This is a genomic window from Neobacillus sp. DFD-2R (genome assembly GCF_057747865.1).
This window is the reverse complement of record NZ_CM173228.1, coordinates 3,551,667-3,574,132: the sequence shown is the minus strand read 5'-3', so window position 1 is coordinate 3,574,132 and position 22,466 is coordinate 3,551,667. Positions and strand designations below refer to the sequence as shown.

Below are 22,466 nucleotides of genomic sequence, written 5' to 3'. Positions count from 1 at the left end.
GATTTGCATATGAATAGAAGAATTACATATTAATTTAAGAGGAGAAACAACAAGTTTAATATTGATTAATTAATTTCTACTAAGGAAAACAACAGAACCCGATACTATTTCATCGTTAATGTTCGTAACTAAAGGGGGTTGATTATAGTGAATATCGGAATTAAACCATATTTGGGCGTGAGTTTTGCAAGAAACCCCGTTTATCAGCCTGATGGCCATAAATTAAGCTTTATTGCGGACTATTCCGGCTTGCCTCAGGTCTGGGAGTTTGATCTTGGAGGTGGTAGGTCTGCCCTCCAAGCCTCCTTTACAAATGAAAGTATAAAAATTGTTAAATATATAAACGGAACCTCGACGCGGATAATAGGCATGGATGTTGCCGGAAATGAAAGGCAGCAACTATTTTTATTAAAGCGAGACCATAAACTAATTCCGCTGACAGATTCACTAAACCATATCCATCATTATGGCGGCAGTTCTCCGGACGGGAAGTGGATTGCCTGGTCAAGTAATCGGCGTAATCCTGCCTATTTTGATATTTATATCCAAAACTTAGAAACACTTGAAATACGCCGTGTATTTTCAGATGATGGTATCTATTCTTCGATAAAGTGGTCTCCTGATGGGAGGTCATTATTGATAAGAAAAACAAATACACATCAGGATAATGATTTAGGGCTGCTGTTGCTTAGCACAGGAGAAGTGAATTGGCTAACTGCACATGTTGGCGAAGCCAGCTTTAAGGATCCTTACTTCAATAAGGATGGGGACCATCTCTTTTTATTAACAAACAAAGGTAGAGAATACTTTGGATTAGCAATGATAAATCTTCATTCAAAAGAGCACACTTGGTTGGAAGTGGGAGATTGGGATTTTGAAGAACTCACAATGAACAAGGACAAAAATAAGTTAGCCTTTTCAATGAACGAGGGAGGGATATCAAGAGGAATTATTGTTGACTTGAATACAAGTAATCTTTATACATGGAAAACACCGATGGGAGTGATCTCTGATCTTACTTTTTCACCCGATAACCAAAAATTAGCCTATGTTTTTAATGGGCCTGAACATCCTTCTGATATTTGGGAGCTTGAGATTAAGCCAATTTACACAAAACGACTTACCTCCTCCATCCGGTCACAGGGTTTGGAAAATAAATTGGTTACCCCGGAGCTAATAACCTATAAATCTTTTGACAATCTTCATGTTCCAGCCTTTTTTTACAAGCCGAAAAATACTTCAAAAAAACACCCGGTTGTCATCTATGTACATGGTGGTCCTGAAAGCCAAATTCGTGCCGTTTATAATCCTGTCCTGCAATACTTCCTGAGCATTGGCTTTGCAGTTTGTACTCCGAATGTTCGTGGCAGTACCGGGTACGGAAAGACGTATACCCACCTTGATGATGTTAGAAAAAGAATGGATTCCGTTAAAGATTTGGTATCGTTAGTAGATTGGCTAAAAGCAGAGGGGAGCGTTGACCAACGTAAAATAGCGATCATGGGGGGCAGTTATGGAGGATTTATGGTTCTGGCAGCTATCAGCCATTTTCCTCAATTATGGTCCGCAGCGATTGATATTGTGGGGATTTCAAGTTTTAGAACCTTTCTTAAAAATACAAATCCATGGCGTCAAAAACTTCGGGAGTTTGAATATGGAACGATTGAAAAGGATGGAGCGTTTTTTGATCAAATTGACCCATTAAACCATACCGATAAAATTATATGCCCTCTTATGGTTTTTCATGGTGCAAACGATCCGCGTGTCCCAATTGAAGAATCCGAACAAATAGTAAATAAATTAAAGGAAAGAAACCATGCAGTAAAGTACTTCCGTTTTGAAGATGAAGGCCATTCCTTCGAAAAACTAAAAAATAAAATTTTTACGTACACGAAGGTGGCCGATTTCCTCGAACAATATATCGGAAATTAATTTTAGCAATCAATGAAATATAGAGGGCTTTATTAAACTAAAGGAAACCCGCCACTTTAGTAAGTGGCGGGTTTTAGTAACGCGTAAATATAAGATTAGGCCCTTTCTTGCAGCCATTCAAATTAATTCATTGAATTATCTAACAAAAAATCCCCTTTTGGCAAGGTAATAATCTTTCCACCAATTTGCACATGAATGGTATCGTTAAATATGGCCTTCACGATTCCTTTTAATGAAATGGTTGAATTAACATCAATTTTTTTCGTTTCAGAATTGGTTGTCAAATTATTCACACCTTCCAAAGTTAGATATGACAATATAATAAAGGATGAAAAACAAATAATTCGAGAAATAGAAATACGCAAAAAATAGTAATAATTCATCTTATGATACTAACTTGTGAATGTTTCTTTTTTATGAAACAATTAATGACTGCTTCACCTTCCTTTTTACACAATATAATTCGGAAAAATGATCTTAAATTCCTGCCTATCCCTCTTGAAACTTAGAAAAATATTTTTTGAATTCTGCACTGGGCTGGCATCTTTAAATGCTTCCGGTATAATAGTGAGGGAAATAAAATGGATACAATGAAATGTAGGGGGACCGGTGTTGCCGGTTGAGATATCGTTCTTAAGACGTAGACCCTTGGAACCTGATCTGGTTGATACCGGCGGAGGGAACATATTCTTAAACAATTGATTGTTTGTTAATATGCACTCAGGTTGCTAAAACCTGGGTGCATTATTTGTTTAGGTCTTGTTTTATTCAAAAATGTTAACAACATTACGTCTATCAGGTTGTTTCTTGTTTACGTTTTGTTTCTGTTACATCCGGATGTTATCCGGAAGAGATATTATTTTTTAACATATGGGGGCTTTAAAAATGAAAAAGTGGTTCGTTCTATTATTATCTGTTTTTCTTATTGCCGGTTGCAGCAGTAAAAAGGAGACAAATACTTCGAAGGGGAATACTAAACAACTGAAAAAGATTTCTGTTGTTCTGGATTGGACCCCGAACACCAATCATACTGGATTATATGTAGCGAAAGAAAAAGGTTATTTTAAAGATCAAGGGTTAGATGTAGATATTATCATGCCTGGTCAAGCCGGTACGGATCAGCTGGTGGCTTCGGGAAAGGCCAATTTTGGGGTTGGCTATCAGGAAGCGATCACTCAGGCCCGCATCCAGGGTGTACCACTGGTATCGATTGCGGCTGTCATTCAGCATAATACATCCGGCTTTGCATCACCTGCTGCCAAAAATATCAAATCTCCAAAGGATTTTGTAGGAAAAACCTATGGCGGCTGGGGCTCACCGGTTGAAAAATCTGTTATTGATTCTTTAATGAAAAAAGAAAATGCCGATGTCAATAAGGTAACAATTATTAATACGGGAGACACCGACTTTTTTACCGCGATTAAAAAGAATGTTGACTTTGCCTGGATTTATTACGGCTGGACAGGTGTAGAAGCTGAGCTTCGCAATGAAAAAATTAACATGATTTACTTAACGGATTATTCCGATAAGCTCGACTATTACACGCCTGTTTTGGAAACAAATGAAAATATGATTGCAAAAGACCCCGGAACAGTAAAAGCGTTCTTAAAGGCAGTAACAAAGGGCTATCAGTATGCGATTAAAAATCCTGACCAAGCGGCTGATATCCTTATTAAAGCGGCCCCGGATTTAGATCCAAAGCTTGTGAAAGCGAGCCAAAAATGGTTATCACCGAAATATCAGGACGATGCGAAGCAATGGGGGATCCAAAAGAAGATGGTTTGGGAAAACTACGCTTCTTGGATGTATGACCATAAACTTCTTGATAAAAAATTAGATGCGAATAAAGCATTTACGAATGAATTTTTACCAAAATAGGAGGTTATCAAAATGGCCAATGCATTGATCAGCATTCAAATATTACCGAAAACAAAAGACGGAGAAGATGTTATCCCGTATGTGGATGAAGCAATTCGCGTAATCGATGAATCGGGAGTGAAATATGAAGTCCATCCATTAGAAACGACGATGGAGGGCGAGCTTGAGCACTTATTTCGTATTATCGCTGCAATGAATGAACGAATGATTGAAATCGGAAGCCGTAATGTGATTTCCCAAGTGAAAATACTGTACCAACCAAGCGGAATTACTATGGACCAATTGACGGAGAAATATCGATAATGAAGAAAATACTTTTAAAAGGGTGGAGACCGTTATTGGTTCTCCTCCTTTTGTTCGTAATTTGGGAAATTGTTGTAAGGGTTTTGAATGTACCGGAATGGCTGCTTCCTCCACCATCAAACGTATTTAGAGAAGCATTCGCAGGCTGGTCAGGTTTTTATCTTGATTTAATTTCGACCATTAAAATTTCCTTGTTTGGTTTTGCAGTCGGGACGGCAATTGGATTGGCAGTAGCAGTCTTTCTGTATTTGGTTCCAATTTTAAGAGAATCGCTCTATCCATTGCTTATTTTATCGCAAAATGTACCGATTATCGTTCTTGCACCGCTATTGGTAATTTGGTTCGGATTCGGTTTATTGCCAAAAATCATTGTGATTACGCTCGTTTGCTTTTTTCCGATTACGGTTGCCGCATTGGACGGTTTTAGGCAAACTCCTGCAGAGCTAAAACATTATATGATGATGGCAGGCGCATCGAAAAAACAGCTATTTTGGAAATTGGAGTTCCCATTTGCGTTACCTTCTATTTTTTCCGGCTTAAAGATTTCCGCTACTTACAGCGTCATGGGGGCTGTCATCTCAGAATGGCTTGGGTCTAAACAGGGCATTGGGGTCTATATGACATTAGCCTCTTCTTCGTTTCGTACAGACAGGGTGTTTGTCGCTATTTTTGCCATTATGGTATTAAGCTTATTATTTTTTCTGATGATTGTTTTGGTCGAACGGCGAGTTGTTCGCTGGCAGTTGAAAGGAGAGGAGAGAAAGTGAGCCATCTTATCGTGAAGGATGTTTCAAAAAGCTTCGGGCCAAATGAAGTTACGAAGGAGATGAACTTCTCGATTCAAAAAGATGAATTTGTTTCCATCATTGGGCCTTCCGGAAGCGGAAAAAGTACGATCTTTAACATAATTGGCGGGATTTTGTCACCGGACAGCGGGGAGATAACGTTGGAAAATGAGAGGATTAACGGAAAACGTGGATTCATCAGCTATATGCCTCAGACGCCATCACTTTTGCCTTGGAGAACAGTCCTCGATAATGTTCTTCTGGGGCAGGAGCTTCAAGGAAAAAAGGAAGTTGGGATGGCAAGAGAAATGCTTGGAATAGCAGGACTGACTGATTATGAAAATGCGTATCCTCATGAGTTATCGGGAGGAATGAAACAGCGGGCAGCATTTATACGTGCGATGTTAAGTCCGCAAGGGGTTATTTGTCTGGACGAGCCATTTTCGGCATTGGATGAACTCACACGCTTTGAGATGCAAAAATGGTTGTTATCGGTTTGGGAAGCACATAAGCGCACCATTTTGTTCATCACCCATAATATTGAGGAAGCCTTATATTTATCTGATCGGATTATTGTTCTATCTCAAAAGCCTTCTAGAGTTGTTGACGAAATTGCGGTGCCTTTTAAGCGGCCGCGACATGAAAGTATTTTACTGGATGATCATTTTTTACAATGGAAAAGAAGAGTCCATTATTCATTAGTCGGGTCGGCCTCAGGGAAGGCGGGAGTTTTTTGAAAATGATTGATGCTCATATTCATTTAGATCATTATAAAGATGAAGAAATTAATAGTCTGATGGGTAGTTCAACTCGAATTGATGCAATGGTGTCAGTTTCTTTTGATCTTGAATCGTGTAAAAGAAATCTTTATTTATCGGAAAGATTTTCTAAGGTGAAACCGGCTTTCGGTTTCCATCCGGAGCAGCCGCTGCCTACGGTGGAAGAGCTGAATGAACTGCTAGAATGGATGGAGAAGCATCGTGAAGAGATGATTGCGATTGGAGAGGTTGGCCTCCCATACTACCTGAGACTTGAACAAAAAGTGTCTAAGCAGGATTTTGGTCAATATATGAAGCTGTTAGAGAGTTTTATTATTAAAGCTAAAATTTGGGCGAAACCGATAGTTCTCCATGCTGTATATGATGATGCTCCTTTCGTTTGTGACCTCTTAGAAAAATATTCTGTAAGGAAGGCGCATTTTCACTGGTTTAAAGGTGATGAAAATATAGTGGAGAGAATGGCAGGAAATGGATACTTTATTTCGATTACCCCTGACGTGGTTTATGAAGAAGAAATCCAACAATTAGTACAGAGATATCCATTAGAGCAAATGATGATTGAAACAGACGGCCCATGGCCCTTTGAAGGACCATTTCAAGGACAAATGACACATCCAAACATGATGATGGAATCTATAAAAATGATCGCAAAACTAAAAAAACGCTCTAAGGAGGAAGTGGCTGGAATTTTAATTCGAAATACAAAATTCTTTTACAGTTTAACGTAAAGAAGTTCAGTTCAGGTAACACTTTAAGGGGGTGAGGGACTGACCTCAGAGGCGTGATTCCGTTAAACCCCTTATTATTGTTTTAACATGGAGGTTATTTAAGATGAATAGATGCGGTTGGGTAAATCAGGATCCGTTGTATATAAGCTATCATGATGAAGAATGGGGTGTGCCTGTCCATGATGATCGCTTGCTGTTTGAATATTTAAATCTCGAAGGGGCCCAGGCAGGTTTAAGCTGGTATACGATTCTTAAGAAAAGGGAGAACTACCGGGCTGCCTTTGATAATTTTGACCCTGAAAAAATTATTACCTATGATGAAAAAAAGATTGAAGAACTGTTACATAATGAGGGAATTGTTCGAAATAAGCTTAAAATTAATGCAGTCATAAGCAATGCAAAAGCGTATTTTAAAGTAGTGGAGGAATTCGGCTCCTTTGAAAAATATCTATGGTCATTTGTCGGTGGACAGCCGATTCAAAATCACTTTAAAGTGCTGGAGGATGTGCCTGCGACAACAGAAATAAGTGACAAATTAAGTAAGGATTTAAAGAAACGCGGCTTCAAATTTGTCGGTTCTACCGTTTGTTATGCCTTTATGCAAGCTACCGGTATGGTGAATGACCATATCATGACTTGTGATTGCTATAAAAACACATTTAATGAAGTGAAATAAAAAAGAAAAGGTCCCATGCTATAAAAATGCTTGTGAACTTTTTTTAACAAACGGATTTGACAGTCGCATTACGATACGGGGGTATATTATAATAATCAAAAAGGAGGTGTTGACATGTCTTTTGATCAAAAACCTAAGCAAGATTTAATCGATGAATTATGTTGTTCAGATGACGTTAGCCAGCGAAAGAGCCATCATTCGGATAAAGTCAAAAGCAATCTGATCACTAGACTAAATCGGATTGAGGGGCAGGTTCGCGGATTAAAAGGGTTAATCGAAAAAGATACATATTGTGACGATGTTATCACTCAAATTTCAGCTACTCAATCGGCATTAAATAGTGTAGCGAAAGTTTTGTTAGAAGGCCATATGAAGACCTGTGTAGTAGATCGCATTCAAGAAGGCGATTTTGAAGTTTTGGATGAGGTGCTTGTCACCATACAAAAATTAATGAAAATGTAACGGGGGTTTTATTATGGAAAAAGTAACATTAAATGTTGGCGGAATGTCATGCGGCCATTGTGTGAAAGCTGTTGAAGGCAGCGTTGGCGGACTCCCAGGAGTAAAAAAGGTATCGGTAGATCTTTCTAAGGGTAAAGTTGATGTAGAATTCGACGCTAAATTGGTCTCATTAAGTACAATTATAGAAACCATTGATGATCAGGGCTATGATGTAAAATAATTTTCAGCAGCACTGAACGTACTTGATTGTACGTTCTTATTTTGGTATTTGGAGGTAACTGATAATTTAAGGCGTATTCCTTATAAGGGACAATTGAAGTTTCCTCTACCTAATGGTGCGGCCATTTTCGTATGAAATATGCCAACAAAAAGCTCTATAAAAGGTTTAATAACCATGAAAATGTATCCTTGATTTACAACTGGTTAAATGGTCTAATATTATCTGAGAGTTAACAAAACTAAGTTAGAAATTGAGGGACAGCAAGTTGAAAAGTAAATTTCAATACTGGTTAGTCCAGATACTGTTGATTTTATCTATTATTTTTGTTTCTTCAAAGGTCTCTTTCTTATTCCAGCCAATAGGTATCTTTATTTCAACATTATTCTTTCCGATCCTCATCGCAGGATTTCTGTTTTTCCTGTTAAATCCAGTGGTTAATTTTCTCCATCGTAAAAGAGTTCCAAGATTCATAGCGATTCTAATTATTTATGTAGTGGTTGTTGGAATGGTGGTTTTAATAATTGGGAACATTGTTCCATCTATAAGTAAGCAGTTTACTGCACTAGCCATGGCACTCCCTGAATATGCTAATAAAACCATTGATTATTTTAACAAGGTAGCTCAAACATCGGAATTTAAATGGGCCATAAACGCACAAAATAATCTTTTTCAATCTTTTGAACAAAAGCTTATTAGCTTCGCCAATACAATGCCGGAGAGGATTACTTATAGTATTACAAATATAATTGGTGTGATTGCAAATATAGCAGTTATTCTTGCCACTGTGCCTTTTTTGCTGTTTTACATGTTAAAGGACGGTTATAAATTTCCAAAAGCACTGTCTAAATTATTCCCAGCTGCTTTCAGGGATGAGGGTATGACAATAATAAAAGAGACAGGTGAAACTCTTTCGACCTATATTCATGGACAAATAGCTGTTGCCATTTCGGTTGGAACTATGACACTAATTGGATACCTTATAATCAACTTACCATTTGCACTTGTAATGGCTTTAACCGTGGCAGTTACTTACTTTATTCCTTATATTGGTCTAATTCTTGGAGCTATACCTGCAATAATCGTAGCTTTTTTCGATTCACCAACTAAGGTCCTGTTAGTAATACTCGTGCTTATACTTTCACAACAAGTGGAATCGAATGTAGTATCGCCCCTTATTCTCGGTAAAAGTCTTGATATCCATCCTGCAACAATCATCATAATACTTCTTGCTGCCGGAAATCTTGCAGGTGTCTTAGGAATGGTTTTAGCCGTACCAACTTATGCTGTTGGTAAAACAATTGTCTTAAATACAATTAAATTTATTAAGGCTAGGAAAAAAGCATCTATCAAGTCCTGATAGTATATAAAAATAGTTAAATAATCGAGTATAAACAAGAACAAAATTTTTGCTACAGTCGTTGAGTTCAAACCAATACTTAGTACACTAAATACAAAAAGCTACCGTAGAGGAGCTCAGATTGTCGAGAAAGGTTATTTTTCTCGGCAATTTTTTATTCTGTCAGAATGTAAATACCAAATTTATTGACTGTCCCTGCAAATGGGCCTGTTGATTTACGCTCCGGGCACTCGCTTTCCGCGGGGAGGTCCTGGAGCCTCCTCGGCGCTTTGCGGAGGCCACTGAAAAAGTCCTTTTTTATTATTAGACAGTTAAAGGTTTGATTTAATCAAACCTTTAACTGTCTTTTTGCCTTATAATAATGACATTAAATTATGTAGGTGGTATCAAAATGATTTCCAATCAAGACTCTCTCAATTTTAGTCCATATATTGCTATTTATGATCTTGTTGTTCCAAAAGATAATATGCTTCGCCAAATCAATGAACTAGTGGACTTTTCTTTCATTATCGAGGAATTAAAAGCGAAATATTGCCTTAATAACGGCCGAAATGCAGTGTCACCAATTCGTATGTTTAAATATCTATTGCTCAAATCGATTCATGATTTGTCAGATGTAGATGTAGTCGAACGTTCTAAATATGATATGTCGTTTAAGTATTTCCTCGACATGGCACCGGAAGATCCTGTAATTGACCCTAGCTCTTTAACGAAATTCCGTAGGCTCCGTCTCCAAGATGTGGGTTTATTAGATATGCTTATTGGAAAAACAGTTGAGATTGCACTTGAAAAAGAAATCATTAAAAGTAAAACAATTATTATGGATGCCACACATACAAAAGCGCGTTATAACCAAAAGGCACCGAAGGAATTTCTACAAGAGAAATCAAAAAATGTTAGAAAAGCCGTCTATCAAATTGATGAATCAATGAAAGAGAAATTTCCACCGAAAACAACTTCTAACGAAGTAACAGATGAACTAAATTATTGTCGTGAAGTAATTTCTGTGGTTGAATCAGAACCTCAAATCGCTACAATTCCAGTCGTTAAGGAAAAATTAAATGTGCTAAAAGAAGTAGTGGAAGATTATACAGAACAACTAAACTTTTCAGCTGATCCAGATGCACGTGTAGGACATAAAACAGCAGATTCCTCCTTTTTTGGCTATAAAACACATATCGCAATGAGTGACGAACGAATAATAACTGCAGCTGTTGTGACAACAGGTGAAAAAAGTGATGGAAAATACATGCAGGAGTTAATTGAAAAAAGCCAAGCCACTGGAATGGAAATTGATACGATCATTGGGGATACAGCCTACTCCGAGAAAAATAATATTCTCTATACAAAAGAGCATGAGCTAACACTGGTTTCAAAGTTACATCCGCATATTACACATGGTACTCGCGCAAAAGAGGATAAGTTTGAATTTAACAAAGATGCAGGAATGTATGTTTGTAAAGCAGGACATATGGCGATTCGAAAAAAATTTGAAGCAAGAAAGGGTCAAGATAAAAACCCTAGGATCAAGTACCTTTTTGACATTAAAAAATGTCAAGTTTGTCTTTCAGTGAAGGATGTTATAAAGATGGAGCGAAAAGTAAGACCTATTCAGTAACCATCAAATCAACAGAACATCTAGATCAAGAAGAGTTCCAAAATACGGAAGCATTTAAAGAACTAGCGAAAACTCGCTATAAAATTGAAGCAAAAAATAGTGAACTGAAACACAGACACGGGTATGATATAGCGTCATCCGCGGGTCTATTAGGTATGGAGATTCAAGGAGCAACAGCGATATTCGCAGTCAATATTAAGCGGATTCTGAAGCTCCTTGAGGAGAAAAAATCAGGACAAATTAACAAGGAAAAAGGCAGTTTGTTGTCTGAATCTGGACAACAAACTGCCTTTTTTGTACCAACTTCCAATATTAAAAATAAAAAACGTAAGATTTTCAGTGGCCTCAGCGAAGCGACGAGGAGGCTCCCCGGCACGCCCGCGGAAAAGCGAAGTGCCTGGAGCGCCAATCAACAGACCTGTTTAAAAGCCTATATAACAAATTAACGCGGTGAACTATTGAAGTGATTGAATAAAATAAAAGGCTGCCGAGGGTTTTTCGACAGCCTGAGCTACCGTAGGGAAGCTTTTGTTTTTCATAATTTTTATTCTTGAGCAAGCTTTTGCCTATGTAGTGGAACAGGAGGTTCTTGTACTAATAGTAAAGGTGTGCTTTAATGCCAAAAGCATCAAACACTAATTCTACCATTTTTTCTTATAGTAGCTAAAGGAATACAAAGGGAAACTGTCGAATAAAATAGTATAAAATATTCAGAAATTAGTAGTAGAAATTGCATGCTTTGAATAAAAGTTTAATCTAAATACAAAATTTTTTTATTAAAGAGGATAGAACGATTGTAGATAAATAAACCTTAAATTTCCATTTTAGGGGGGTGAGGGAGTATTAAAGCAACGAAAGTGATTTTATGGTTGTTAGCTGTACTCATTCTATTTATTTGCTTTTACGTTTATGCTAGTCTATTTGGAACACCCTGGGGAAAAGCAAAACAGGAAGCTAGTATGCAGTCCTACGTAACAAAAAAGTATAATAAGGATTTTGTTATAAAGAAAACGAGTTATAATCATTTAACTGAAACGTATCAATCCTATGCTTATCCAAAGGAGAATCCCGACTTATTATTTAGTGTGGAACAGGACCCGGATGCGGTAGCGGGTTATTCCGACACCTACCCGAAAGTCATGTGGGATAGTGATTTATCAAGTAAAATGAAAGCGAAAATCAAAGCGATTTTTCCCAACTTGGATGGACCGACATTCAAGGCAATGCGAATTGTTGAAAGGGGAGAATTCTTTGGCCCACATATTCCTACCTACGAAGAGGTCCATGCTTCCCAACTTGGATGCTCCTTAACGATCAATATGAAAGCCAATTGGGAAAAAATGAACATGAAAAGTGAAAAACAAAAGATGTACGAACTAAGCAGCTATTTAAAAAAGCAACATTTTCCGATTTTGGTTGAAATCAGATATTTTGAAAAAGAATTGCACCATAATGAGAAGGTTTTTTTTATATCGGAAGTTGGCAAAATTATAGAAAAATAATAGGTATTGTTGTGAAAAAAAGGCTCTCTACTTTTTTAGTGGAGTGCTTTTTTTTAATTAGCTTCAAGGATTAAGTTTGTCTCATTTCAAAAATAGTAGTAATTGAAAAAGGTGGAGAATATTTTTTAATAACTCAGAAAAAAATATTGTCGAATTTTCTTATTTCCTAGTAGACACTTTTGGATAAGTAATAATATACTTACAAAGAAATAGAAAAGTTATAGGGAAAATAGCCTATAAATAAATATAATTGGTAATTTTTTCCTTAATCTTAAAGAAAAAATTAATTGTTTAGAAATGAGTGGTGTAGTGAGAGTTCTAGTAACAGGCGGTGGAGGATTTATTGGGTCTTTTATAATTGAGGAAGTGTTAAAAAAAGGCTGGGAAGCCATTGTTGTAGATAACTTAAGCACCGGGAGCATTACCAATGTCCCTGAAGGGCTTCCATTTTATCAAATAGATATTAATTCACAGTCAATCGAAGAAATTTTTATAACTCATAAACCAGACATCGTCATACATCAGGCTGCTCAAGTATCGGTTGAATATTCAAAACATCATCCATTAATTGATAGTGAGATTAATATTTTAGGAACTTTAAATCTATTGCAACTTTGTACAAAATATAAGGTATCTAAATTCATTTATGCTTCATCGGCAGCTGTTTATGGATTTGCAAAGAATGTTCCTATTTTAGAGACAGATGCTTTAAACCCGATTTCCTTTTACGGGCTATCTAAACAAACTGCTGAACAATACATCAGACTTTACCATAGCCTGCATGGATTAAATTACACGATTCTTCGCTATAGTAACGTTTATGGTATGAGACAAAATCACTCAGGTGAAGCCGGCGTTATAAGTATTTTTATTAATAAGCTGATGAATGACCAATCATTAACTGTATATGGTGATGGAAGACAAACAAGAGATTTTATCTTTGTACGTGATGTTGCAAAAGCAAATGTACGAGCAATTACATATGGTAATAATATGACATTTAATATCAGTACTTGTAATCCAGTCTCTTTAAATATGTTAATAGAACGTTTAAAAGAATTCTCAAAAAAGCCACTTGAAATCAGTTATCAATCAGCCAGAACGGGTGATATAAAAGATAGCTATTTATCATTAGAAAGGGCAAAGCAATTCTTGAAATGGGAACCGGAGACATTATTTGAAACAGGATTAAAGGAAACCGTTGCTTTTTTTAAAAATAAGATAATGTTTAAAAATTGATTTTTATAATGGGTGAAGGTAATGACAAAATTAAAGGTAATGCTCACAACAGAGGGTACCTACCCTTTCCATCAGGGGGGGGTTAGCACGTGGTGTGACACGCTTGTTAAGGAATTGGATATGGTCGATTATATTCTATATAGCGTAATGACTGATCCATTTATTACGCAAAAATTCAAACTTCCAAAGTCGACAGGCTTACTAAAAGTACCTTTATGGGGAACGGAAGAGCCGTGTGAACATTTACCTACTCCTTTTTCACTCGTCTATTTACAAAAGAAGCGAACAACCAAAAAGGTGATAAAAGGGTTGTTTATTCCATTATTTAAAGAGTTAATTTTAGAGATCATTAATCCCGATAAGGACTCTGGAAATTTTGGGTTGATTCTTCATCAACTCTATAAGTATTTTCAGGAATATGAATATAAAGAAACATTTAAATCTGAACTTGTGTGGAATCACTATAAAGCACTTATTTTAGAGTTGGTATCGGATCAGAAACTTAAACTTTCTCAGCCTGATATTTATGGACTTATTCAAAGCCTGGGCTGGGTGTACCGTTTTTTAAATATTATTAATACAACGGTTCCAAAGGCACATGTCAGCCATTCATCTGCATCAGCCTTTTGTGGAATTCCGTGTGTAATTGGGAAAATTGAACATAAAACCCCATTCCTTTTAACAGAACACGGAGTTTACTTACGGGAGCAATATTTATCACTTTCTAAAAGAAATCTATCAGTCTTTTTAAATACTTTTCTTATACGCTTTATACATTCGATTAATGCGTTAAATTTTCACTATGCTGATCAGGTTTCACCGGTATGTCATTACAATACAAGATGGGAAACGAAATTTGGCGTACCAAAGGAAAATATTGAGGTTATATACAACGGTGTGGACACAAATGTTTTTGTTGAGGGAGAAAAAGTGGAGCGATTGACCCCGACTGTTGTATCGGTCGCACGTATTGATCCCATTAAAGACATTCTTTCATTAATTAAATCGGCTGCGATTGTAAAAAAACAGATAACAAATGTTAAGTTTATCGTTTATGGATCTGTTTCAGTCCAGGGCTATTATGAAGAATGCCTTTCCTTGGTAAAAACATTAGGACTTGAAGAAACATTTATTTTTGCGGGGCATTCGACGAATATGGTTTCAGCTTATCATTCTGGAGATATTATTGCATTATCATCTATATCAGAAGCGTTCCCCTATTCAGTCGTCGAAGCAATGATGACAGGTAAGCCTGTAGTTGCAACAGATGTAGGTGGAATTAGAGAAGCCCTTGGAAATACAGGTTTTCTTGTAACGCCAAGGAATCCAGAAGAATTTGCTAATGCGATTACCTTGTTATTGAAGAATTTGAGCCTAAGACAGTCCCTTGGCAGAGATGCCAGGGAGCGGGCATTAAACTACTTTACCTTAAATAAAGTACTCGATCATCATTTAAAAAGCTATATTAAGCTTGCTACACATTCATTTGAGCAGGTTGCTCATATTCAAAAAGATCAATTGTTAGATTCAAGTACAATTGTGAAGCTACAAAAACATTATAGTGAAAAAGCGTATGCGTTTTTATTAAACGGCTTTTATAATGAGGCGATAGAGCACTTTCGTCTTGCAATCAATGTGGACCCCGGTACGCCGGCAACCTTTGTTTACAGAACTGAAATTGCTAAAGCTTATTATCATTTAGGTGAATCTAAAAAAGCCACTATTGAATTAGAGAAAATGGAACAATCAATAAAAGAACAACGCTTCAGAAAAGCAAAATGATTGGAGGTGGGCGTGTTGAACATAGAAAGAACACTCTATAAGGAACGTGCTATTATCGGCTATAATGCAAAGGATGTGAGTGAGCAAATACATTCTTTACAGAATCAACATCAGAAGGAACTTGGGCTTCTTCACCAGGAAATACTGAAAGAAAAAGAGAAGAATACAATTCTTAAAGCTGAATTAAAAGAAAGGAAGCAGCCGCTTCCGAAAAACACTTTTGCCGAAGAACTTAATTCAATATTTATGGAACACTTTATCCAGCAAACCAAAGAAATTTTAGAGTTTAAATATGAGTTGCAAGAGATGGACAGAAAGCAAGTAGAAAAATTAGAGCAAAAGAAGCAGCAACTGGAGTTGGCTCAAAAGCGTGTTCAAGATGCCATCCAATATTTAAAGACATTGTCCGGCCAAAAAATTGAACTTAAGAAAGAACTGAGTAAGTAGATGAAACAACAAATATTTGGTTTACGAAAAGCTCCTATAGATAAGTTATTAAAACAAATTAATATCGATTTCACATCTGAGTCTACGAAATTGCAGTTGGAATTAGATAGCATTAAAGCCGACAATAAAAACCTAGAATTAGAAATAAATGTAATAATCGAAGAAAATCAGAACCAAACTCAAGATCATGAATTTATGACTCTTGGAAAAGAACGGATAAAAAAGGTAATCCATCACTTAAACGAACAAAAAGAAATAGAGATGGAAACATTACGAAAGAATTTTACCGAGAATACTAATAGTATTAATCGACAAATTAGAGATTTAAACCTAGAAATAAAATCAATAGAAAAGTTATTTTCTGTTTTGTTGAACCAATTTACGCTTTGGGAAAATCTCTCAAAATCCAATATTTTGACTTCCGAGTTAAGAGGTCTGGCTAAAAATAAACAAAAAGTTAGAAAGGAACAAATGGAAATAGATTCTGATCAAATGCTGTCAGTTAGTCAGGTCGCCGCAAGTGTTGAAATGACATTTGATGATGATATTGAACTGACACAATCTTTTGGAGATGAATCAGAATTTGAGAATCTAAAGCCCGGTGCAAAGGCCCTTATGGATAATGCTGAAGCACCTTCAAAAACTGAAGTCCATCATAATCCTGGAAACTTTTGGGGAGAAGTCGAGGAGTGGGCGAATACTAGCCTCACTTTCCTTCAAGAAGATCAAACCTACATTGAAAATGGATTTATTACCATAGATAAAGAATCTGAGGAAAATTTTATTGAGAAAAAGGATGACATATCATCTCAATCTAATGGTAATGAAAAAAAGAAAGCTAAGAAAACAATGGGAACTGTCAAAATACCTGAAATGGTATCTGAAAACAAAAACGATGCTTTACTAGAGCAAATAGATTCCATAAAAACACAATACATTGTCGGGAAGGTTGCCGGGGAGGACTTATATGATCTTCATGGTAATATTATCGTTGCCCGGAACTCGTTAATTACCCGTGAGGCTGTTGAAAGAGCAAATCGTGAAGGCAGATTAGCTGAGTTAATTGTGAACATGAAATTAACGGGAGCAGGAGTGGATTAATGTGAAGGAAACTTTACCTCCATCTTTTGGCGTCATGTTAGATTCGAGTACCTTTAATCAGCTCTTAAATGAAGTTTTAGAAAAACAACTACAACCTCAAGATAAATTTGAAATTGCCGCACTACTTGAATCAATGGGGTGGAATGACATCCGGGTCTCAAAGGAATTTGGAGTAGAGGATATTTTCGAATTAGCAGAGTATATGTGGGAAGCAATTCAGTCAAACATTAACTATCAACCTTTTTCCAATGTCCAAAAACCAAGGGGCACTTCGTTGGTTGTAGAAATGGTGCGAAGTTTCCTACGGGGGTTAATTTTTGCCTTCCCCATGGCCGTTTCCGTGGCAGCGATGCTTACGATGAAATTCTCGCTTTGGTCATATCAATTTCTATCATTAAAGAATGCTACGAGTATCGCAATTGGAACCATTCTTAGCTTTGTTATAGTAGGTGGATTTACACAAGCCATTGCAAGGCGGGGTTTTTTCTACATAACTCAAGGGTATTATAATCTAGCACGTAAGACTACGTTCCTGTTTATTGGGATTGGATTTGGAGTATGTATTGTCATTTCATGCTTATTAATTTGCCTGAGCCTTATTTTTAACATGTTTACTTTTGACATGCTTTTCTTGATTGTTTTATTCTTTTTTTTCCTTACCACAATTTGGCTCTCAGTTACAGTAATGTACATTTTAAAAAAAGAACTTATTTTTACTGGTCTAATTGTATTCGGTATTTTTCTGGTGTACCTCCTTTTTGAAATTTTTAAACTGGATATCATTATCTCTCAATTAATTTCGCTTTTAATTGTTTCAGTTTGCAGTATTCTGCTAGTTTTATATTTTTTTATGGCTGCAGAAAGAAAAGGTGAAAAGGGGATTGCGATAAAATTACCGAGATTTTCCATTACGCTTTATTCCATCTGGCCATATTTCTTTTATGGGTTTTTATATTTTAGCTTTTTGTTTATCGATAGAATTAATGCTTGGTCAAAACATGAAGAATTTATGCCCTTCCTCATCATATTTAGAGGTCAGTATGAACTTGGATTAGACTTTGCCTTACTCACAATTATTATTCCAATGGGAGTTAGCGAAGTTGTTTTATCAAAACTTATGTTAGATATTGAGTCAAGTCAGAAGAGTTATCTAGCAGCCGAGGCAGACAAGATGTACAAAAGATTTCTTAAAACCTATCGAAAAATGGCTATATATATAGTCATTAGTTCAGTTCTCAGTTCTGTTGCCATTTATAGATTTATTCTTTGGTATAATCAAATTTCAATAAAAGTAAACGGCGAGAATCTTTTGTCAAGTCATATTACGTTATTTGTGTTGTGGTGGGGAGTAGTTTCATATATTATTTTGGCCTTTTGTTTAATGAATTCTGTTATTTTATTTGCACTTTCACAGGCAAAGATGGTGGTTAAAGCCATAATTCCGTCTTTAATAACTAATTTAACTATAGGTTTTTTATTAAGCAGATGGATTGCATATGAATATGCTATTTTAGGTTTATTTATTGGAACCATCCTAATGGCTTTTTTAACAACAAAATCAATGATTAAAGTTTTTAAAAATCTCGATTATTATTTATATGCTGCTTCATAAGGGTGAACGAATAAAATGTATTCATCTATTTACACTCATTTATTGCCATTATTGCACTATTCATTTTCGTTTTTCTTTTTATTTATCTTTTTGCCCGGATTCCTATTTAAATCCCAATACGAAGATAGGATCGAAAGCTGGTTTTCAGGTTATGTAAAAATGATCCTGTTACTTATTTTTATTGGCTACACCTTGGTTATTACTAAACTCTTTGAGGTACTTTCGTTATTAATGGTTTTCCTAGCTATTAATGGATTTCGATACCTGAAACAAAAAGATAAATCGAAAACAGATACTACTATGCATTATCTACTCAAAGGGTTATTTGATCTACTCGATGGATTAACCAAAACCAATCATCAGATGATAAAAACGAGGTTGGTGCGTTGGCTAAAAGATCAAAGCATAAAAATACGAAAAAACTTTACCTGGTTTTTGGTTATTGAAGGAATAGGTTTTGGCATTATTATTTCTCTTTCTTTCTATCTTCGGATCTATGATGCCTTTGTCAATGCAGCACTTCCATTGTCAGATAGTTACGTTACACTTGCGTGGATGAAATATATTGATAGCCGTGATTTATTCCATGATGGTATTTACCCGCAAGGATTTCATATTTACTTGGACTCACTTTTCAAATTTGCAGCGGTGGACCCGCTTTTTATTTTACGGTATACAGGACCATTAAATACGGTTATGATTGCCACCGGGCTATATTTTGTGGTCCGTAAATTATCAACTAACGGCATTGGAGCATTAATGGCGTCGTGGATTTATGGAATTTTTTGGGTAATAACTCCTTTTTTCCCAATTGACCGCCAAGCAGCAACGAACTCACAAGAGTTTGCCTTTGTTTTTATCTTTCCTGCTGTATATTATTTACTAAACTATTTTATTAGAGAGAAAAAGGAAGATTTTTATGTAGGCCTAATATGTACAGCTATAGTTGGATTGGTACATTCATTTGCATTTGCACTGATTGGATTATTAGTAATATTAATCGTTTTAAGTGCAGCATTGACGTTAAAAAAGCAGATGAAACCGATCTTACAAATTTGTATTGGGGCGATTCTTACAGTTATACTCTCCATGCTGCCACTTGGGACAGGTTATATATTAGGGAAAAATTTGAACTCCTCATCGGCTGACTATTTAGTTAGCCGAAATACCTATCATTTCACTAAGCTAGGCACATTGAACTATGTTGCTTTAGGATTTATTGTCCTTTTATTCTTACTTCAATTTCGGAAAAAGATAACAAGGGAAGAACGATTTATAGCTGTATTTACCATATTGGCAGGCGGGAGTGTATTTGCCCTTTATTATGCCGGAGGGGTACTGACACAAAGCACCTTAATTGCCTCACGATCTGTAGATTTATGGGGAATGACTATACCATTTTGTACCGGAATAACGGTATCCTATTTATTTAATGGTTTGAAATTAAAATCGAATGTATTTCTAAATCTAACCGCCGTTATAGGTATTGTTATCACGATAATCAGCTGTAAGCCAGCACCGATTATTCCATATAAGCTTGAGTATAATGAAAATATCGAAGAATATTTAAAGATAAGTCAGAAGTTTCTACCAAAGACATGGATGATTGTCTCACAGGATGAGGGTTATTCCGTTTCTCTAGGTGCCGGTTATCACATGCACCTTGGCGATTTTCTAAAGAACTATAATCCAAAAGGGAAAAACTTGACTAAGGTTAATCAAATTGTCACAGATAGAAATTTACCTCCGCATATTTTTATTTTTCAGGAGAAAAAAGTCTTTGAAGTATCTAAGACTAATAGTATTTATCAACGGGCAGAACCAAAATACAAACAGAGAGCTAAAGAATATCAACAATTAACAAGGTGGATAAGCACTCATAAAGCAGCAGGCAATAAAGTTGAAATTTATTTTGAAAACAAAAACATTATTGTCTATCGTCTTGATATCCCTGAGAACAATTAACTAATAAATCATTACGTCATATCGAGAAAAGCGGTGAATAAATGCAAACAGTACTGATTACGGATGGCTTGTTGAGAAAATCTTTGTCCGCAACAAGGTCACTCGGATGTAAAGGGATTAAAACAGTTGTAGGAGAAAAGTCTTGGTTTTCACCGAGCGGGTTCTCGAAATTTTGCAATAAAAGAATGAAATACCCTGATCCAATAGAGAAACGTGAACTCTTCTTAAACTGGCTCATTCATAGGCTTAAACAAAGTAATTTTCCTGTTCTTATGCCAATGGATGACGCAGTTATGGATGTTGTGATGGATAATATCGGGGATATAAAAAATTTATGCAGATGTATCTTACCAACGAAGACTTCCTATGCTGTGGCTTCAGATAAATATGAAACGATGAAGCTGGCAAAAGACCAAATGGTAGGATGTCCTGAGACCTTTCTGCCAAAGAATGAAAAGGAATTACGTGAAATCGCTGACGCTGCCATCTTCCCTTTAATCATCAAACCACGTAAAAGCAGTGGATCAAGAGGGATCCGCAAAGTAGATAATAAGGAAGCATTACTTGAAGTTTTTCCTGAAATGAAGCGAGAATATCCAGAGCTAATGATACAGGAATATATTCCGCTTGGAGAACGATACGACGTTTGTCTACTTTATAATAATAACCATGAAATAAAGGCATCCTTTGTTCAAAAAGAGATTCGGCATTTTCCCATTCAAATAGGTCCTAGTACTGTTCAGGAAAGTGTTGCTTTTGATGCTTTAATTGAGCGCAGCATCCACCTATTGAAACCGTTAAACTGGAGTGGAATTGTCGAAGTAGAATATATGATTGATCATCGGACGGGTCAGCCGACATTAATGGAAATTAACCCTCGTTTCTGGAATTCATTAGATTTGGCGGTTCAGTGTGGTATTGATTTTCCCTATTTGTTATTTCAATTATGCATGGACGTAGAGGTAAGCAATCAAAATCAATACCAGGCAGGGAGAAAAAGCAGATGGCTGTTTCCTGGAGATATACTGCACTTTCTATTGAATCCAAAGAGATTTTCGATGAATCCATCGCTATTTTCCGGAAAAAAACATAGTGTCTATGATGATACTTTTTGTTTTTCAGATCCAATGCCTGGGATTATGTTAATACTTACCTGTTTTCGTATGGCTTTTAGTATGAAGTCATGGAAAATGTTTTTTAAGCGATAGGAGAAATGAATGATGTTGAATGCATTAACAGTAGATGTTGAGGATTGGTATCATACCAATGGGCTTAATATCCCCAAAAGTGAATGGGACAGGCTCCCTTCGACAGTTTATCAAAATACAATGAAACTTTTAGATCTCTTTGATGAATTCGGAGTAAAAGCTACAATTTTTATTTTGGGGGATGTGGCGAAAAAATACCCTAAACTTGTGAATGAGATTGCAGGTCGTGGTCATGAGATCGGGACACATGGGATGAATCACCAACTAGTCTATAAACAATCAATGGAAGAGTTTAAAACCGATGTTCTTCAATCAATTGAAACACTCGAAAAACTAACCGGACAAAAAATCAAGCTGTATCGGGCGCCCTCCTGGTCTATTTCACATGATAAACTAGAGGTCCTGCATTTTTTAGAGCAGAATGGAATCATAATTGATTCAAGTTTACAGCCATTTAAAACACCATTATCCGGGTTGAGTGGTATACCGACACATCCATTTAAGCCTGTACTAGATGGAAAACATCTTGATTTAGTTGAGTTCCCACCCACAGTTATGCAAGTGAGTAAAAATTTAACCTTTCCATTTGCTGGAGGATTTTATTTGCGATTTTTTCCTTATCAAGTGATTGCTAAGTTGCTAAAAAAAATTAACAAAACAAGATCTGGACTAGTTTATGTCCACCCTTGGGAAATAGATCCCCACATTCCTAAATGGAAAACAAGCTGGTTCATTTTTATCATTCAATATTATCGTTTGCATTCAACCGAACGTAAATTGAGAAAATTATTAGCGAATTTTGACTTTGCTCCAATTGGAAAAGTCTTGCAACAGCAAAAAATCTTGCATAAAGAAATTTAGAAAGTGGGAAT

20 protein-coding genes, 1 pseudogene and 1 riboswitch are annotated in these 22,466 nt (G+C 36.2%); of the genes and pseudogenes, 20 read left to right on the top strand and 1 reads right to left on the bottom strand.

The features are described from left to right. Positions 1 to 147 precede the first annotated feature (147 nt). Positions 148 to 1,932, top strand: a complete 1,785-nt coding sequence (locus AC3ANV_RS17845) for a S9 family peptidase (protein ID WP_488310029.1) — start codon at positions 148 to 150, stop codon at positions 1,930 to 1,932. A gap of 122 nt (positions 1,933 to 2,054) precedes the next feature. On the opposite strand, the gene AC3ANV_RS17840 is transcribed toward AC3ANV_RS17845, so the two are convergent. Then, complete coding sequence (locus AC3ANV_RS17840; protein WP_488310028.1) at positions 2,055 to 2,216, bottom strand: hypothetical protein; 162 nt, start codon at positions 2,214 to 2,216, stop codon at positions 2,055 to 2,057. A 305-nt stretch (positions 2,217 to 2,521) separates the two neighbouring features. Beyond that, a riboswitch (TPP riboswitch) is annotated at positions 2,522 to 2,631 on the top strand. A 186-nt stretch (positions 2,632 to 2,817) separates the two neighbouring features. Here AC3ANV_RS17840 and AC3ANV_RS17835 point away from each other — a divergent pair. From AC3ANV_RS17835 to AC3ANV_RS17745, 19 genes and pseudogenes are all read left to right on the top strand, one after another. Next, complete coding sequence (locus AC3ANV_RS17835) at positions 2,818 to 3,810, top strand: ABC transporter substrate-binding protein (RefSeq protein WP_488310027.1); 993 nt, start codon at positions 2,818 to 2,820, stop codon at positions 3,808 to 3,810. Between the two features lie 12 nt (positions 3,811 to 3,822). Then, complete coding sequence (locus AC3ANV_RS17830; RefSeq protein WP_488310026.1) at positions 3,823 to 4,113, top strand: thiamine-binding protein; 291 nt, start codon at positions 3,823 to 3,825, stop codon at positions 4,111 to 4,113. Beyond that, positions 4,113 to 4,880 (top strand): ABC transporter permease, encoded by a 768-nt coding sequence (locus AC3ANV_RS17825; protein WP_488310025.1) that lies wholly within the window; start codon positions 4,113 to 4,115, stop codon positions 4,878 to 4,880. The genes AC3ANV_RS17830 and AC3ANV_RS17825 overlap by 1 nt, the downstream gene beginning before the upstream one ends. Beyond that, entirely contained in the window at positions 4,877 to 5,635 is a 759-nt protein-coding gene (locus AC3ANV_RS17820; protein ID WP_488310024.1) for an ABC transporter ATP-binding protein, read from the top strand. Before AC3ANV_RS17825 ends, AC3ANV_RS17820 begins: the two co-directional genes overlap by 4 nt. Before the next feature lie 2 nt (positions 5,636 to 5,637). Beyond that, positions 5,638 to 6,405 carry a TatD family hydrolase gene (locus AC3ANV_RS17815; protein WP_488310023.1) on the top strand — a complete coding sequence of 256 codons (768 nt, stop codon included), beginning with the start codon at positions 5,638 to 5,640 and terminating at the stop codon, positions 6,403 to 6,405. 103 nt (positions 6,406 to 6,508) lie between these two features. Further along, on the top strand, positions 6,509 to 7,081 hold the full coding sequence (locus tag AC3ANV_RS17810) for a DNA-3-methyladenine glycosylase I (protein ID WP_488310022.1): 573 nt from the start codon (positions 6,509 to 6,511) through the stop codon (positions 7,079 to 7,081). 114 nt (positions 7,082 to 7,195) lie between these two features. Next, the gene (locus tag AC3ANV_RS17805) at positions 7,196 to 7,543 is read left to right on the top strand and encodes a metal-sensitive transcriptional regulator (RefSeq protein WP_488310021.1); all 348 of its coding nucleotides are present in this window, start codon (positions 7,196 to 7,198) and stop codon (positions 7,541 to 7,543) included. Between the two features lie 13 nt (positions 7,544 to 7,556). Further along, the gene (gene copZ / locus AC3ANV_RS17800; protein WP_488310020.1) at positions 7,557 to 7,763 is read left to right on the top strand and encodes a copper chaperone CopZ; all 207 of its coding nucleotides are present in this window, start codon (positions 7,557 to 7,559) and stop codon (positions 7,761 to 7,763) included. Positions 7,764 to 8,028: 265 nt separating this feature from the next. After that, on the top strand, positions 8,029 to 9,120 hold the full coding sequence (locus AC3ANV_RS17795) for an AI-2E family transporter (RefSeq protein WP_488310019.1): 1,092 nt from the start codon (positions 8,029 to 8,031) through the stop codon (positions 9,118 to 9,120). Between the two features lie 391 nt (positions 9,121 to 9,511). Further along, positions 9,512 to 10,956, top strand: a pseudogene (locus AC3ANV_RS17790) (IS1182 family transposase); the annotation flags it as partial. A gap of 639 nt (positions 10,957 to 11,595) precedes the next feature. Next, positions 11,596 to 12,240: a YfjL-like protein gene (locus tag AC3ANV_RS17785; RefSeq protein WP_488310018.1), complete on the top strand. Its 645-nt coding sequence runs from the start codon at positions 11,596 to 11,598 to the stop codon at positions 12,238 to 12,240. A 309-nt stretch (positions 12,241 to 12,549) separates the two neighbouring features. Beyond that, positions 12,550 to 13,479 carry an NAD-dependent epimerase/dehydratase family protein gene (locus AC3ANV_RS17780; protein WP_488310017.1) on the top strand — a complete coding sequence of 310 codons (930 nt, stop codon included), beginning with the start codon at positions 12,550 to 12,552 and terminating at the stop codon, positions 13,477 to 13,479. A gap of 21 nt (positions 13,480 to 13,500) precedes the next feature. Continuing rightward, positions 13,501 to 15,261: a GT4 family glycosyltransferase PelF gene (gene pelF, locus AC3ANV_RS17775; RefSeq protein ID WP_488310016.1), complete on the top strand. Its 1,761-nt coding sequence runs from the start codon at positions 13,501 to 13,503 to the stop codon at positions 15,259 to 15,261. Positions 15,262 to 15,276: 15 nt separating this feature from the next. After that, positions 15,277 to 15,708, top strand: a complete 432-nt coding sequence (locus AC3ANV_RS17770; RefSeq protein ID WP_488310015.1) for a hypothetical protein — start codon at positions 15,277 to 15,279, stop codon at positions 15,706 to 15,708. Beyond that, positions 15,709 to 16,809 (top strand): hypothetical protein, encoded by a 1,101-nt coding sequence (locus AC3ANV_RS17765; RefSeq protein WP_488310014.1) that lies wholly within the window; start codon positions 15,709 to 15,711, stop codon positions 16,807 to 16,809. It begins immediately after the preceding gene. 1 nt (position 16,810) lies between these two features. Beyond that, positions 16,811 to 18,421 (top strand): hypothetical protein, encoded by a 1,611-nt coding sequence (locus AC3ANV_RS17760; RefSeq protein WP_488310013.1) that lies wholly within the window; start codon positions 16,811 to 16,813, stop codon positions 18,419 to 18,421. 15 nt (positions 18,422 to 18,436) lie between these two features. Beyond that, positions 18,437 to 20,386, top strand: coding sequence for a hypothetical protein (locus tag AC3ANV_RS17755; RefSeq protein WP_488310012.1), 1,950 nt, complete (start codon positions 18,437 to 18,439; stop codon positions 20,384 to 20,386). A 41-nt stretch (positions 20,387 to 20,427) separates the two neighbouring features. After that, complete coding sequence (locus AC3ANV_RS17750) at positions 20,428 to 21,594, top strand: carboxylate--amine ligase (RefSeq protein ID WP_488310011.1); 1,167 nt, start codon at positions 20,428 to 20,430, stop codon at positions 21,592 to 21,594. A 9-nt stretch (positions 21,595 to 21,603) separates the two neighbouring features. Continuing rightward, positions 21,604 to 22,455 carry a polysaccharide deacetylase family protein gene (locus AC3ANV_RS17745; protein WP_488310010.1) on the top strand — a complete coding sequence of 284 codons (852 nt, stop codon included), beginning with the start codon at positions 21,604 to 21,606 and terminating at the stop codon, positions 22,453 to 22,455. The last annotated feature ends 11 nt before the right edge of the window (positions 22,456 to 22,466 follow it).

Excerpts from the sequence above, each read along its gene's own strand:
- AC3ANV_RS17825 (WP_488310025.1), top strand. The coding sequence starts at position 4,113 with ATGAAGAAAATACTTTTAAAAGGGTGGAGACCGTTATTGGTTCTCCTC.
- AC3ANV_RS17750 (WP_488310011.1), top strand. The coding sequence starts at position 20,428 with ATGCAAACAGTACTGATTACGGATGGCTTGTTGAGAAAATCTTTGTCC.
- AC3ANV_RS17835 (WP_488310027.1), top strand. The coding sequence starts at position 2,818 with ATGAAAAAGTGGTTCGTTCTATTATTATCTGTTTTTCTTATTGCCGGT.
- AC3ANV_RS17815 (WP_488310023.1), top strand. The coding sequence starts at position 5,638 with ATGATTGATGCTCATATTCATTTAGATCATTATAAAGATGAAGAAATT.
- AC3ANV_RS17805 (WP_488310021.1), top strand. The coding sequence starts at position 7,196 with ATGTCTTTTGATCAAAAACCTAAGCAAGATTTAATCGATGAATTATGT.
- AC3ANV_RS17830 (WP_488310026.1), top strand. The coding sequence starts at position 3,823 with ATGGCCAATGCATTGATCAGCATTCAAATATTACCGAAAACAAAAGAC.
- AC3ANV_RS17755 (WP_488310012.1), top strand. The coding sequence starts at position 18,437 with ATGTATTCATCTATTTACACTCATTTATTGCCATTATTGCACTATTCA.
- copZ (WP_488310020.1), top strand. The coding sequence starts at position 7,557 with ATGGAAAAAGTAACATTAAATGTTGGCGGAATGTCATGCGGCCATTGT.
- AC3ANV_RS17810 (WP_488310022.1), top strand. The coding sequence starts at position 6,509 with ATGAATAGATGCGGTTGGGTAAATCAGGATCCGTTGTATATAAGCTAT.
- AC3ANV_RS17765 (WP_488310014.1), top strand. The coding sequence starts at position 15,709 with ATGAAACAACAAATATTTGGTTTACGAAAAGCTCCTATAGATAAGTTA.
- AC3ANV_RS17745 (WP_488310010.1), top strand. The coding sequence starts at position 21,604 with ATGATGTTGAATGCATTAACAGTAGATGTTGAGGATTGGTATCATACC.
- pelF (WP_488310016.1), top strand. The coding sequence starts at position 13,501 with ATGACAAAATTAAAGGTAATGCTCACAACAGAGGGTACCTACCCTTTC.